This is a genomic window from Ruegeria sp. CG4 (genome assembly GCF_056537185.1).
In genome coordinates this window covers 586,897-600,325 of record NZ_JBQFRB010000002.1, presented here as the reverse complement: position 1 = coordinate 600,325, position 13,429 = coordinate 586,897, and the positions used below count along the sequence as shown (strand labels likewise).

The 13,429-nt window shown below is 59.8% G+C and carries 11 protein-coding genes; 2 read left to right on the top strand and 9 right to left on the bottom strand.

Annotated features, from left to right (window positions below; translation table 11 throughout):
* Nucleotides 1–45 precede the first annotated feature (45 nt).
* Together ACR0J2_RS09375 and ACR0J2_RS09370 are read right to left on the bottom strand one after the other, a co-directional pair.
* Complete coding sequence (locus tag ACR0J2_RS09375; RefSeq protein WP_480812372.1) at nt 46–699, bottom strand: DUF938 domain-containing protein; 654 nt, start codon at nt 697–699, stop codon at nt 46–48.
* Nucleotides 696–1,769, bottom strand: coding sequence for an NAD(P)/FAD-dependent oxidoreductase (locus ACR0J2_RS09370; RefSeq protein WP_480812371.1), 1,074 nt, complete (start codon nt 1,767–1,769; stop codon nt 696–698). Before ACR0J2_RS09370 ends, ACR0J2_RS09375 begins: the two co-directional genes overlap by 4 nt.
* A gap of 129 nt (nt 1,770–1,898) precedes the next feature.
* Here ACR0J2_RS09370 and ACR0J2_RS09365 point away from each other — a divergent pair, with 129 nt between their 5' ends.
* Together ACR0J2_RS09365 and ACR0J2_RS09360 are read left to right on the top strand one after the other, a co-directional pair.
* Nucleotides 1,899–2,300 carry a hypothetical protein gene (locus ACR0J2_RS09365; protein WP_480442174.1) on the top strand — a complete coding sequence of 134 codons (402 nt, stop codon included), beginning with the start codon at nt 1,899–1,901 and terminating at the stop codon, nt 2,298–2,300.
* Between the two features lie 3 nt (nt 2,301–2,303).
* Complete coding sequence (locus tag ACR0J2_RS09360) at nt 2,304–3,536, top strand: HlyD family secretion protein (RefSeq protein ID WP_480812370.1); 1,233 nt, start codon at nt 2,304–2,306, stop codon at nt 3,534–3,536.
* 229 nt (nt 3,537–3,765) lie between these two features.
* Here the strand turns inward: ACR0J2_RS09360 and ACR0J2_RS09355 are convergent, their stop codons facing one another.
* The 7 genes from ACR0J2_RS09355 to xdhA all read right to left on the bottom strand — a co-directional run bounded on the left by ACR0J2_RS09355 (nt 3,766) and on the right by xdhA (nt 13,154).
* Nucleotides 3,766–4,839 (bottom strand): BMP family ABC transporter substrate-binding protein, encoded by a 1,074-nt coding sequence (locus ACR0J2_RS09355; RefSeq protein ID WP_480812369.1) that lies wholly within the window; start codon nt 4,837–4,839, stop codon nt 3,766–3,768.
* A gap of 35 nt (nt 4,840–4,874) precedes the next feature.
* Nucleotides 4,875–5,795 carry an ABC transporter permease gene (locus tag ACR0J2_RS09350; protein ID WP_170614853.1) on the bottom strand — a complete coding sequence of 307 codons (921 nt, stop codon included), beginning with the start codon at nt 5,793–5,795 and terminating at the stop codon, nt 4,875–4,877.
* Nucleotides 5,796–5,798: 3 nt separating this feature from the next.
* Complete coding sequence (locus ACR0J2_RS09345) at nt 5,799–6,881, bottom strand: ABC transporter permease (RefSeq protein ID WP_170614852.1); 1,083 nt, start codon at nt 6,879–6,881, stop codon at nt 5,799–5,801.
* Between the two features lie 63 nt (nt 6,882–6,944).
* A complete protein-coding gene (locus ACR0J2_RS09340; RefSeq protein WP_170614851.1) occupies nt 6,945–8,462 on the bottom strand; it encodes an ABC transporter ATP-binding protein in 1,518 nt (505 codons plus the stop codon).
* Nucleotides 8,459–9,394, bottom strand: coding sequence for a xanthine dehydrogenase accessory protein XdhC (gene xdhC / locus ACR0J2_RS09335; protein WP_480812368.1), 936 nt, complete (start codon nt 9,392–9,394; stop codon nt 8,459–8,461). The genes ACR0J2_RS09340 and xdhC overlap by 4 nt, the downstream gene beginning before the upstream one ends.
* Nucleotides 9,394–11,796, bottom strand: a complete 2,403-nt coding sequence (gene xdhB / locus ACR0J2_RS09330) for a xanthine dehydrogenase molybdopterin binding subunit (RefSeq protein WP_480812367.1) — start codon at nt 11,794–11,796, stop codon at nt 9,394–9,396. The genes xdhC and xdhB overlap by 1 nt, the downstream gene beginning before the upstream one ends.
* Nucleotides 11,793–13,154, bottom strand: a complete 1,362-nt coding sequence (gene xdhA, locus ACR0J2_RS09325; RefSeq protein WP_480812366.1) for a xanthine dehydrogenase small subunit — start codon at nt 13,152–13,154, stop codon at nt 11,793–11,795. Before xdhA ends, xdhB begins: the two co-directional genes overlap by 4 nt.
* Between the last annotated feature and the right edge of the window lie 275 nt (nt 13,155–13,429).

Genomic DNA, 13,429 nt, shown 5'->3' with positions numbered 1-13,429 from the left:
AAAAAACGGAATATATCGAAGGTCACCACTAGACTTTGATCTTGATCAGTTGCCGCGTTTATTCGCAATGAAGGCTAGATTATTTGCAGGTAACTCCACTCTTTCGACAACACTCAATCCTTGCCCTTCCATGAATTCAGCGATGTCATCATCGTTTTTGTACCCGATTTCAGGGTCTTGCTGGAATAGGGCGTCATGAAAGCGTCGGTCACCGTCGCTGGTCAGGGTACCGGAACGCTTGAACGGGCCATAAAGGACAAAACGCCCATTTACGCACAGCGCCCGGGCGACTTCCGTCAGAAGCGTCTTTGTTTCGTCCCAACTGATAAGGTGAAGCAGGTTGATCAGGACCACAAGGTCGAGCTCTGCAAACTGCTTGTGCCAGCCCTCGGTTGTGGCATCCAGATGCGCGGCCTTCGATACGTTGGCCAGGGCCGTTGTATAGGCGTCGATGCTGGCGCGGCGAACAGGATCAATTTCGGTCGGTTGCCAATTGACTTCGGGCAGGACGGTCGCAAAGGCACTGACATGCTGGCCTGTGCCACTGGCAATCTCAAGCGCGGAACCTGAACGCAGTGCCCATTGCAGCAACAGGTCGCAAAGAACACCGCTGTTCCGGCCTGCGGCCGGAGCAACCAATTTTCCGCCGGCCTCCGGCGTCGCAACGCTCGCGTTCGAGGGCAACTTGCGGCGGGTCATGCGTTAAACCTCGCCGGGCTCAAAGCGGCGACTGTTTCCTGATCCAGTTCGGGGGCGGCGCCTGTTGTCAGATCCGCGACAAGCTGTGATGCAGCGGGTGCGGTCTGAAACCCGTAACCGCCCTGACCGACGGACCAGACGAACGAGGGGTCGCCGGGATCAGGCCCCAGAACCAGAGTTCCGTCCGGGGCAAAACTGCGCAATCCCGCCCAGTTCGCCAAAACCCGGTTGACAGGTTCCGTGACCATCGCTTCATACCGGGCCAACCCTTCAGCCAGAACCATGTCATCGGCATAGGCATCGTGGGGGGCGACGGGATCAGTCTCGCTAGGGGACACGATCAGATTTCCCGCGTCCGGCTTTGCATACCAGCTGTCGCCGGCACCCAGCATCATGGGCCAGCCGCGCACGTCATATCCGCCCGGCGCAGGAATGCGGGCCATCGATCTGCGATACGGCGTGATGCCGAGCGGTGCGATCCCGGCCAGTTCCGCGATTTCATTAGCCCATGCGCCAGCGGCATTGACCAGCATCCGGGCTTGATAAACCTGATCTGCCTTTATTTCCCAGTGCCGGGGCTTGCTGATTGCATTGACCTTGCGCCTGGTCAGAATTTGGCCGCCGTTCTTTCGTATGGTTCGGGCAAAATCCTGCAACAACCGGTCCGTGTCGATGTCAAACGCGGCATGACCAACTGCCGCGAAGGCCAGCGTGTCCGGGTCCAGGATCGGGACACGGGCCAAGGCGTCTTCCGTGGAAATCGGCGCCACGCTCAGGTTTTCGGCATCTTTCCTGAATTCTTCGGCCTGATGGGGTGCCGCAACCAGCATGATCCCCCGAGGTGTCAGATATCCGCCGTTATCGGATTGCAGAAACTGCGCACCGGCCCTGTTCAACGCGACCACCGACGGTGGCCCATAGCTTTCTTCGAACAGGGCAGCCGACCGACCCGAAGCGTGATACCCCAGCGCGTCTTCTGCTTCCAGCACGGTGACAGAGCCAAATTGCGACAGGCGTGCGCCTGCGCTCAGACCGGCGATGCCGCCGCCAATGATCAGAAAATCAATCAACTCGTTTTATCCGTCTGAATCGATGTTTATGGAACACAACCCGTGAAGCGGGGTCAGGTCATTCAAGCAGGCTTGAATTTGCGCTTCAACCCATTCAAACAGTGGGCAATCAGATAAAGGGAGGGCAGGGTGAACGCCGCAGATTTACACCCGATGGCCACGGGACATATTCCGTCCTACGTGACACAGGCAGACGGAAGCGATTTTCTTTTCACTTTCATGCTGGTTTTTACTGTTGTCGTGATTGTTTTGCTTGGGGTTGCATATTTCACCCTGCATTCGATTCCCGAGAAAATTGCACACCAGTCCAACCATCCGCAATTTCAGCTGGTGGGTATTCTGGCGCTGCTGGCGTTGTTCACTCATAACGGTCTGTTCTGGGTCGCGGCGATCCTTGTGGCCGGGTTTCAGTTCCCGGATTTTGCTGCACCCCTGCGTGGAATTGCCGATGCCATCCGGTCCCTGGCGCCGCAGCGCGCGCCGGAACCACCCGCGCCACAACCGGCACAAGAACCGCAGCAGGAGCACTAAGTCATGCTTGAGACATTGATGTGTGCGCTGGTCACGGTGCTGCCGGATTATCTGTTTCGACGCTATGTTCAGGGCAAGCGGATCGGACATGAGATCACACTGTTCACCATGTGGTACGAACTGCGCTGGGGTCTGACCACCTGTGCCATTCTGGCGCTGACCGTGATCACCACGCTGTTTTATTTTCATCCCGCCAGCAGCACGGCGGCGTCCTATTTCCGCACTGTCACCATCCTGCCGCAACTGGGCGGGCGCGTGTCCGAGGTTTACGTTCGTAACAACGAACAGGTCACGGCCGGGCAACCGATCTTCCGGATCGAGGATCTGGCCCAGACCGCGCAGGTCGAGGCGGCGCATGCTGAAATCGCGCAGGTTCAGGCCTCGCTGAAAGTCGCGCAAACCGATCTGGCCGAGGCGGAAGCCGGGATTGCCGGCGCAAAGGCCGCGCTTGATCAGGCGCTGGAGGATCTTGAGCGCAATACAACCCTGCGCGACGAAGGGTCAAGCGCTGTGCGTCTGGCCGAAATCGACCGCCTTGAAAACCTGGTGGTCGAGCGTGAAGCCCAAGTGACAGCAGCCCAATCCCGGCGCGCTGCCGTCGTTCAGCAGATCGAAGAGTTGATTCCCGCGCAACTGGCCAGTGCCAATGCACAACTGGACGCTGCCCTGACCGACCTGGACAAAACCGTCATCAATGCGGGGGTCACGGGCCGTGTCGAACAGTTCGGATTGCAGGTCGGCGACTATGTCAGCCCGCTGCTGCGCCCGGCTGGTATTCTGGTTCCGTCCTCGTCCGGTCATGACCGGTTCCAGGCGGCCTTCAATCAGCTGTCCGCACAGGTCATCAAGCCCGGCATGATCGGAGAGCTTGGCTGCATGACCAAACCGTTTACGGTGATCCCGATGGTTGTGGTCGAGGTGCAGGACGTGATCCCCTCGGGTCAGATCCGCCCCTCGGACGAATTGCGCGATGTGCAGACCAATACGGTGCCCGGGTCGATCCTTGTCTATCTCGAACCGCTGTACAAAGGCATGGCGGACGACATTCCGGCGGGCAGCAATTGTCTGGCAAATGTGTACACGGACAACCACGAGCGGCTGGAGCATGAAGACCTGGGTTTCTGGGAGGCTGCGTTTCTGCATGTCGTCGACACGATCGGTGTCGTCCACGCGGCTGGCCTGCGCCTGCGCCTGATCCTGATGCCGGTCAACACGCTGGTTCTGAGCGGGCATTGAGCAATCTGCTTGCCGGTTAACACGCAACGGCCGGTCTTGCGGCAGCGGTTCGCAAGCACGCTGGCGAACGACAGCCAGTATGGATAGGGCTTTGCTTGGGGCGATGGGGAACAGTCGCCAACTGAAATCAGGTCCTGCTGTATTCTGGCGATCTGCCGTGCCGTAGCTGCCAAGGAAACAAAAAAGGGTTGGCCCGAGGGCCAACCCTAATGTTTCAATCTTACAGTGTTTACTGCGGAATCTCGCCTTCCAGACCTTCGACATAGAAGTTCATACCGGCCAGTGTACCGTCATCGGCCACTTCACCTTCGGCCAGCCAGTCGCTGCCGTCCTGCTTTTTCAGCGGGCCGGTGAACGGGTGGTAGCTGCCGTCAGCAATGGCTGCCTTCATGGCCAGCGCTTCCTCTTTCACGTCAGCAGGCACTGCGTCCGAGATTTCGCCAATCTCAACCATGCCTTCCTTGATGCCGTCCCAGGTGTTCACGGTTTGCCACGATCCATCCATAACGGCCTGGGTGCGCGCGATGTAGTAAGGCGCCCAGTTGTCGATGATCGAGGATACGCGTGGCTTCGGGGCGTATTCGCTCATGTCCGAGGCCTGACCGAACGTGATGACATTGCCTGCCTCTTGCGCGGCCGCCTGCGGCGCGGTCGAGTCGGTATGCTGCAGGATCACGTCCGCACCCTGTTCGATCAGAACAGTGGCCGCGTCGGCCTCTTTCGCCGGGTCGAACCAAGTGTAGGCCCAGACGATTTTGAAATCGACATCCGGGTTCACCTTCTTGGCGTGGATGTAGGCTGAGTTGATGCCGCGGATCACTTCGGGGATTGGGTACGAGCCGATGTAACCGACGATGTTCGACTGGGTCATTTTCCCGGCGATGTGGCCCTGAACGGCGCGGCCTTCATAAAAGCGTGCCGAATAGACCGAGACGTTGTCGGCAGTCTTGTAGCCGGTTGCGTGCTCGAACTTCACGTTCGGGAATTTCTTGGCCACGTTGATGGTCGGGTCCATGTAGCCGAACGAGGTGGTAAAGATCAGGTCAGCACCTTCCAGCGCCATCTGAGTCATCACACGTTCGGCGTCCGGGCCTTCGGGCACCGATTCAACAAACACGGTTTCGACCTTGTCGCCGAAATGCTCCTCAACGGCCAGACGGCCCTTGTTGTGTTCATAGGTCCAGCCGCCGTCGCCCACGGGGCCGACATAAACAAACCCGACCTTGGTTTTGTCTTCGGCCATAGCGCTTGTCGCCAGACCCAGCGCCATGGCGGCGCTTGTCAGAAGTGTTGTGAATTTCATTTAGTTACTCCCCAAGTTGGTTCAGTTGGCCCCGTCTAGTGCGAGGCATGGAAGGTCCGGCCCAGTGAGGCAGGTGCGCTGCTCTTGTCGGCCGAAAGGATCACAAGCACAAGGATCGTGATGATGTATGGCGACATTGCCAGATACTCGACTGGAATGGCAACGCCCGCTGCCTGCAGATTAAGCTGCAACACTGTGATTCCGCCAAACAAATAAGCACCCAACAATGCACGCCACGGCTTCCAGCTTGCGAACACGACCAGAGCCAGAGCAATCCAGCCAACACCGGCGGTCATGCCCTCGGTCCACTGCGGAACACGGATCAGGCTGATGTACGCGCCGCCAAGTCCGGCACAGGCTCCGCCGAACAGGATCGCCATGATGCGGATCTTGATGACCTTGTAGCCCAGGGCGTGCGCCGCATCGTGGTTTTCACCCACCGCGCGCAGGATCAGACCAACACGGGTGTATTTCAGCGTGGCCCAGACGGCGGCCGTCAGAGCGATGCCGACATATAGGATCGGATCGTGCTGGAACAGGATCGGGCCAATGACCGGGATATCGCTCAGAACAGGGATATGGATGTCGCCCATGCTGGGCGGTTTGATCCCTACATAGCTCTGTCCCATCAATGCACTGAACCCAAGACCGAACAGCGTCAGCGCGAGGCCACTGGCGACCTGATTGGCCAGCGCCACCTGCGTCAGCAGGACGAACAGAAGGGACAGAACGGCGCCACCGATAGCAGCCGCGATGAATCCCAGCCAAGGCGAGCCGGTTTCGACCGAGATTGCAAAACCGCTGATCGCGCCCACAATCATCATGCCTTCGACGCCAAGGTTCAGAACGCCAGCCTTTTCGACGACAAGCTCTCCGATCGCGGCCAGAAGCAGGGGGGTTGCGGCCACCATCAGCGAGGCGACCAGAAGTACGGGATTGATTTCACCAAGGTCCATGGGTCACGCCACCTCGCTACGGGCCGCACGGATGCGGTAGTTTGTCAGAAGATCGAAAGCCAGCAGGAAGAACAGAAGCATCCCCTGGAACACCTGAATGGCTGCGGCCGGCAGGCCCATCTGAGACTGGGCGATTTCGCCGCCAATATAGGTCAGCGCCATCAGGCCACCGGCCAGCAGGATACCCACCGGGTGCAGGCGGCCCAAAAAGGCCACGATGATCGCAGTAAAGCCGTAGCCCACGTTGAAATCGATGCTGACGACACCGGCCGGTCCCGAGACCTCGAACATGCCTGCCAGCCCGGCCAGCATGCCCGACAGGCCCAGGCAGAACAGGATCAGACGAGCAGGGTTTACACCGGCGAATTTCGCGGCGCGTGGAGCCTCACCTGTCAGGCGGATGTGAAAACCCAGCATGTGACGGTTCAGCAGCACATAGGCAAAGATCACCGCGATCAAGGCGGTCACGACACCCCAGTGCATCCCCGATCCCGCGATCAGTTCGGCATTATGCGCGCTTTCATAGGATTGCAGGTTGCGCGAGCCGGGAAAGCCGAACCCTTCGGGATTCTTCAGCAGGCCAAGAGAAACCGAGGCCAGCATCTGCTCGGCCACATAGACCAGCATCAGCGAAACAAGGATTTCGTTGGTGCCAAAGCGCACTTTCAAAAAGGCCGGGATCATCGCCCACAGCCAGCCGCCAAACGCACCGGCGATCACCATTATCGGGAAGATGTACCAGCCCTCCAATGGGTAGAACGCAAGTCCCGCAGCAGCGCCGAATATGGCGCCCATGATATACTGGCCCTCGGCACCGATATTCCAGATGCCGGCCCGGAAACCCAGCGAAAGGCCAATCGCGATCAGCACCAGCGGCGCGCCTTTCACCAGCAGTTGCGGCCGGTAGTAGAAGGAAAACTCACCGAACAATGGCTCCCAAAAGATGGTGCCGATTGCCTGCAGCGGGTTCTTGCCCAAAATAGCGAACAAAAGCCCGCCAAACACCATCGTTGCCAGCACGGCCACAAGAGGGGTCGCATAAGACCACGCCTTGGACGGTTGCGGCCGTTTCTCCAACACAATCACCTGCTCATCCCTCCAAGTTCTTCATCTTTTTGAAAATACTCCCGCCGGAGGCGGTCAATCTGTCTACACATGCGCCACCTCCATGCCATGCGCGCCGCCCATCATCAGGCCGATCTCATCCACGGTCAGACCTGTGGTCGTGCGTGGCGCGCTCAGGCGTCCTTCATTCAACGCGGCAAAACTGTCCGAGATCTCCATCAGCTCATCCAGATCCTGGCTGATGCAAATGACGGCAGTACCCTTGGCTGCAAGATCCAGAATGGCCTGTCGGATTGAGGCCGCTGCGGCCGCATCCACACCCCAAGTGGGCTGGTTCACCACCAGAACGTCGGGGTTTTGCAACACTTCGCGTCCGATAACGAATTTCTGCAGGTTGCCGCCGGACAGAGACCGGGCCGCATTTTCCGGCCCGGGCGTGCGGACATCAAAGGCCTTGATGATCTTTTCGGCGAAACTCTTCGTCTCGGCCCATTTCAGAAACCCGTTGTTCTCCAGCCCTTCGCGGACCGAACCGGTCAGCAGGGCATTTTCGGTAAGGCTCATATCCGGAGCGGCCGCATGACCCAACCGCTCCTCGGGGGCGGTCAGAACGCCCAGCTTTCGCCGTGCGGTCGGCCCCAATTTGCCAATCGGCTGTCCATTGAACTTGATCGCGTCGGCTGTTGTCTGAATTTCTCCGGACAACACGCCAAGCAATTCATCCTGCCCATTGCCCGCAACACCCCCGATGCCCAGAACCTCGCCCTTGCGGACGGTCATATGGACATTCTTCAGCGCGGTTCCGAACTCAGAAGGCGAGGGCACTGACAATCCGCTGACATCCAGCGCAACGTCCCCGAACTCTCGCCCCGATCGTTCCGGCGTTTGCAGGGTCGAACCGACCATCATCTCGGCCATGTCCCGCGCCGAGGTCTCGGACGGAACGCATTCGCCCACATTCTTGCCCAGACGCAGGATCGTGGCGTGATCACACAGCGTGCGGATTTCTTCCAATTTGTGCGAGATATACAGGATCGAGGTGCCTTCGGACCGCAATTTGTTCAGCGTCTCGAACAGGATATCAACCTCCTGCGGCGTCAGAACCGAGGTCGGCTCATCCATGATCAAGAGCTTGGGCTCCTGCAACAGACAGCGGATGATCTCGACCCTCTGACGTTCGCCCGCAGACAGATCACCAACCGTGCGATACGGGTCCAGCGGCAGACCGTAGGTTTCGGACACTTGCCGGATACGCGAGGCCAGATCGCCCATGGGTGGCGGGTTCTCCATCCCCAATGCGATGTTCTCGGCCACATTCAGTGCGTCGAACAGCGAGAAATGCTGGAACACCATCGCGATCCCGTCGGCCCGTGCGGCACGGGGCTCCGGCGGCGCAAAGGATTGGCCGCGCAACAGCATCGTGCCGCTGTCGGGCTTCACCAGCCCGTAGATCATCTTTACCAGCGTGGATTTGCCGGCGCCGTTTTCACCCAGCAGGGCGTGAACTTCGCCTTCGCCGATGTCAAAGGACACCTGATCATTGGCCACGACGCCGGGATAGGCTTTGGTCAGCCCCTGCAAGCTTAACAATGGAGTGGTCACGCGCTCAGGTCCTTTTTCAACTCGTTCTGCCGGGCAGGGCGCAAAAGCTGCGCCGCGACGCCAACGGCAATCATCTGCGGGTGTTTGCCCAGGCCGGTGTCACCGATTGGACAGGTGATCCGGCTGATCCGTTCGGGCGAATGCCCAAGGGCTGCCAGCCGCGATCGGAATCGCGCCCATTTCGTAGCCGAGCCGATCAGCCCGGCAAAGCGGAAATCGTGCAAAAGCAGCCTGTTGCAAAGCTCCAGGTCCAGATTGTGCGAGTAGGTCAGGACCAAATGCTCTGCGTCTCGCGGTGCATGGCGAACCAGTTCCGCTGGCTTGGCGGCCGGAACAGCGGTTACACCCGGCGGCACCGTTTCTGGGAACCGCTCAGGCCCGGTATCGACCCAGGTGATTGCCAGATCGGGCAGAGGGGACAGGACATCGACCAGGGCACGGCCCACATGGCCGGCGCCCCAGATCCACAGATTGCGGGCCGGTGTGTGAACTGGCTCGACCATCCAGCCGTCTAACAACTGAGCTTCGGGTTCGACACCCTGACCCCGGGCTTGCGCCAGCATCCGTTTGACCGACAGCGGCATCGCGCCTGTCGAAACCGGGCGAGCGATGATATTGTCATCCAGCCCTTCCACCGCAACAAGATCATAGATCTCGCTGAGCAGCATCACAGCACCACCGCAGCACTGGCCCAGATCGGGGCCAAGCGCATGTTGCGTCAGGCGGGACGAAACGGCTTGTGTTCTTGCGGCTTCCGCCGCCTGAAATTCCAAAGTGCCGCCTCCGATCGTGCCGGACTGCCCGTCTTTCCAGACAAGCATTGCGGCCCCGACCTCGCGCGGGGACGACCCCTTGATCCCGGCGATAACCACCCGGACCACCTTGCCGTGGGTATTGACCGCCTCCCTCAAAGCCTCCCGATCAAATCCCATCAGATGCCTCCCTTCATCCTTTGGACGCCGCGCCAGACCTCTTCAGCCGTGGCGGGCGCATCCAATGCCGGATAGCTGTCCCCGCAAGCTGCCACCGCATTTGACAGTGCCAGCCAGGCAGAGATTCCCAGCATGAAGGGCGGCTCTCCGACCGCTTTCGACCGATAGATCGTGTCCTCGCGGTTTTCGCCATCCCAGAGCGCGACATTGAATATGTCGGGCCGGTCGGAACAGGCCGGAATCTTGTACGTCGACGGCGCATGGGTGCGCAGATTGCCCTTGCCGTCCCAAACCAGTTCCTCGGTTGTCAGCCAGCCTGCGCCCTGAACATACCCGCCTTCGACCTGCCCGATGTCCAGCGCCGGGTTCAGCGACGCACCTGCGTCATGCAGGATATCCGTGCGCAGGATGCGGTTTTCACCGGTCAGCGTGTCGACAGCGACCTCGGTGATCGAGGCACCGTAGGCAAAGTAAAAGAACGGACGGCCACGGCCCTTGATCCGGTCCCACTCGATCTTGGGTGTTTTGTAGAACCCGGTCGCCGACAGGCTGATGCGGCCCTGATAGGCCAGCGCGGCGGCTTCAGCGAAGGTATAGCGTTCCTCACCGACCAGGACATGTCCGTCCGAGAACGTCACCGCCGACGGATCGGCCTGATGCCGTTCGGCCAGATAATCGGCCATCCGGTCTCGGATCGTGTCGCAGGCCGCTTTTACCGCCATACCGTTCAGATCACTGCCCGAGGATGCCGCTGTCGCCGAAGTGTTAGGCACCTTGGCGGTATCGGTTGCGGTGATCTTCACCATCTCGAGCGGAATGCCAAAGCGCGAGGCCGCAACTTGCGCGACCTTCTGAAACAGGCCCTGGCCCATTTCGGTACCACCATGGTTCAGGTGGACAGAGCCGTCCTGATACACATGCACCAGCGCACCCGCCTGGTTCAGGTGGGTCAGCGTGAAGGAAATACCGAACTTGACCGGGGCAAAAGCGATGCCCTTCTTGATCACTCTGTTCTCGGCGTTCCACTTCTCGATGGCCGCCTTGCGTGACGCGTAATCGCTGGTTTTCAGCAGCTTTTCGGTCATTCCGTGCAGTTCGAAATCGCTGACTTCCATCCCGTAGGGCGTGGTGTTGCCGCCTGCGGGCAAGGGGCGCACGGGGGCGTCCCCCATCTCAACAGCGCCGCGGCTGGTCAGGTCTTCGTGCGGATCGGGATGGCCCAGAGGTTTTTCCGCAGGCTCAGCGTCCGCGACAGCATGAGCCGGTTCGTAATAATTCCGGCGGCGCAGTTCGACCGGGTCCAAGCCCAATTCATAAGCTGCGTGATCCATGACGCGTTCGATACCAACCATACCCTGCGGCCCGCCAAAGCCGCGATAAGCGGTGGCGGATTGGGTGTTGGTTTTCAGCCGGTGGCTTTCGATCCGCGCATTGGGCAACAGATAGGCGTTGTCGGAATGCAGCATCGCACGGTCGGCGACAGGCAGGGACAGGTCCTGCGCCCAGCCGCAAATGGCATATTGCAGGAAGGAAACACCCTGAATGTGCCCGTTTTCATCGAAACCGGCCTTGTATGCGATACGGAAGGCGTGGCGTTTGCCGGTGATGATCATGTCATCGTCGCGGTCATAGCGCATCTTGCAGGCCTTGCCGGTGGCGCGGGCGGCCACGGCACAGGATACGGCCAGAGCGTTGCCCTGACTTTCCTTTCCGCCAAAACCTCCGCCCATACGGCGGGTCTCAACACGAACGGCATGCATAGGAACACCCAAGGCATCCGCCACTTTGTGCTGAATCTCGGTCGGGTGTTGGGTCGAGCTGTGCACCAGCATATCCGCGCCTTCATTCGGCACGGCCAGCGCGGCCTGGCCTTCCAGATAGAAATGCTCCTGCCCGCCGATCTCGAACGTGCCTTCGATGACATGCGCGGCCCCGGCGATGGCGGCATCAGCGTCACCTTTGGCATAAATACGGGGACCATCTTCGAACCGGCTGTCCGCGGCCAAAGCCTCTTCGACCGTCAGGATCGGGGTTTCTTCGGCGTAGTCGATTTTGCCCAGCCGGGCTGCCTTGCGCGCGGCCAGATGGCTGGTGGCGATAACAAGGAAAACGGGCTGGCCAATGTAGTGGATCGTGCCATCCGACAGCAAGGGCTCGTCATGGATCGACGGAGAGACATCGTTTACAAACGGCAGGTCGTCGGCGGTCATGACCATGACGACCCCATCGGCAGCTTTCACCGCTGACAGATCCATCGACGTGATCGTACCCTTGGCAATCGGGCTCAATCCAAAGGCCAGATGCAGAGAACCTTTTGGTGTGGGAATGTCATCCACATAGCGCGCGGTTCCAGAGACATGCAGCGGCGCCGCGTCATGGGGGAGGGGTTTGGTCACGCTCATGCGGACACCTCCAATACGTTGGTCACCTCGCCCTGATCTTCGAGGAAATACCTCTCAAGCATCGCTTTTGCGGTCTCCAATCGGTAGGTGGCCGAGGCGCGCATATCCGTCATCGGCGTGAAGTCGTTGGCAAAGGCCGGGATCGCGGCTTGAACGGTTTCGTTTGTCCAGGGTTTACCCGTCAGTGCCGCTTCGACATTGGAGGCGCGCTTTGGAATGCCAGCCATGCCGCCGAACGCGATACGCGCATCAGCGACGACACCGTCTGCCACAATGATGTTGAAACACCCGCACACGGCCGAGATATCCTGATCGAACCGTTTGCTGAGCTTGTAGGCTTTCAAGCGATCATCCTGGCGCGGGAAACTGACCGCCTCGACGAATTCGCCCGGCGTGCGGTCCTGCATGCCGTAGTCGATGAAGAACTCTTCCAGCGGGATCGACCGGCGTGTATTACCCTTGCGCAGATGCAGTGTTGCACCCAAGGCAATCAGGGCAGGCGGGTTGTCCCCGATGGGCGAGCCGTTGGCGATGTTGCCACCGACGGTGGCCGCGTGGCGCACCTGAACACTGGCGTAACGGCGGATCATCTCGGCGTAGGAGGGATGCAGGTCGGCCAACGCCTCACCCATGCGGTTCATGTCGACCATCGCACCAAAACGGATTTCATCATCCGTGATGGTGATTTCTTTCAGGTCGTCGCAACGGTTCAGGAATATCACCGGGTCGAGATCCCGCAGTTGTTTCGTGACCCAAAGCCCAACATCGGTCGCGCCGGCAACCAGGGTGGCGTCAGGATGCTGAGCATAAACTGCCGCCAGTTCATCCGTTGACCCCGGCAGCATGGGCGATGTCACCCGCGTCGCCACCGGCTTGTCCTTGACCCAAACCGGAACCGGTTGCGCCTCGGCCGCTGCAGCCGCGCGTATGATTGGTGCGTATCCCGTGCACCGGCACAGGTTTCCGGCAAGCTGTGTGTCGTGATCCGTGGCACCATTGGCGTGACTTGCCACCATCGACATGACAAAGCCGGGGGTGCAAAAGCCGCACTGCGACCCGTGCAGATCAACCATCGCCTGCTGAACAGGATGGGACTCGCCATTCGGGCCGCTGGCACCTTCGACGGTGCGCACCGCTTTGCCGTGTAGTTGAGGCAGGAACAGAATGCAGGAGTTCAGCGCCTTGTGGCCACCCTCATCCGTCACCATGACGGTGCAGGCCCCGCAATCGCCTTCGTTGCAGCCCTCCTTGGTGCCGGTCAGGCCACGATCTTCGCGCAGCCAGTCCAGCAGGGTCGCTGTCGGATTGACATCCGCCAGCTCCACTGTCTCTCCGTTCAGAAGAAACGTGATATTCATACGAGAAACCCGTCGCGTTACCCAGTTGCGCCCGTTAGGCCCTCCTTCGATGCGACGTAGAAAGAGTGGCGGGCGGATAGCTTGCCGTCAGATGTTAGAAACAGCGCGCCTTGTCTGGCAAGAAAAACTGCCTGTATGATACACCATTAGGCACCCGCGACTTGTGAGTGTCGCTTTTTCATAACGGTCAGTCGCTTGTTATTAAAGCGCTTTTTGGTAGAAGGGGCCTGCCATCCCCGAAGCACCTTCTGAAAAAGCCGAATAATCGCCGCCGA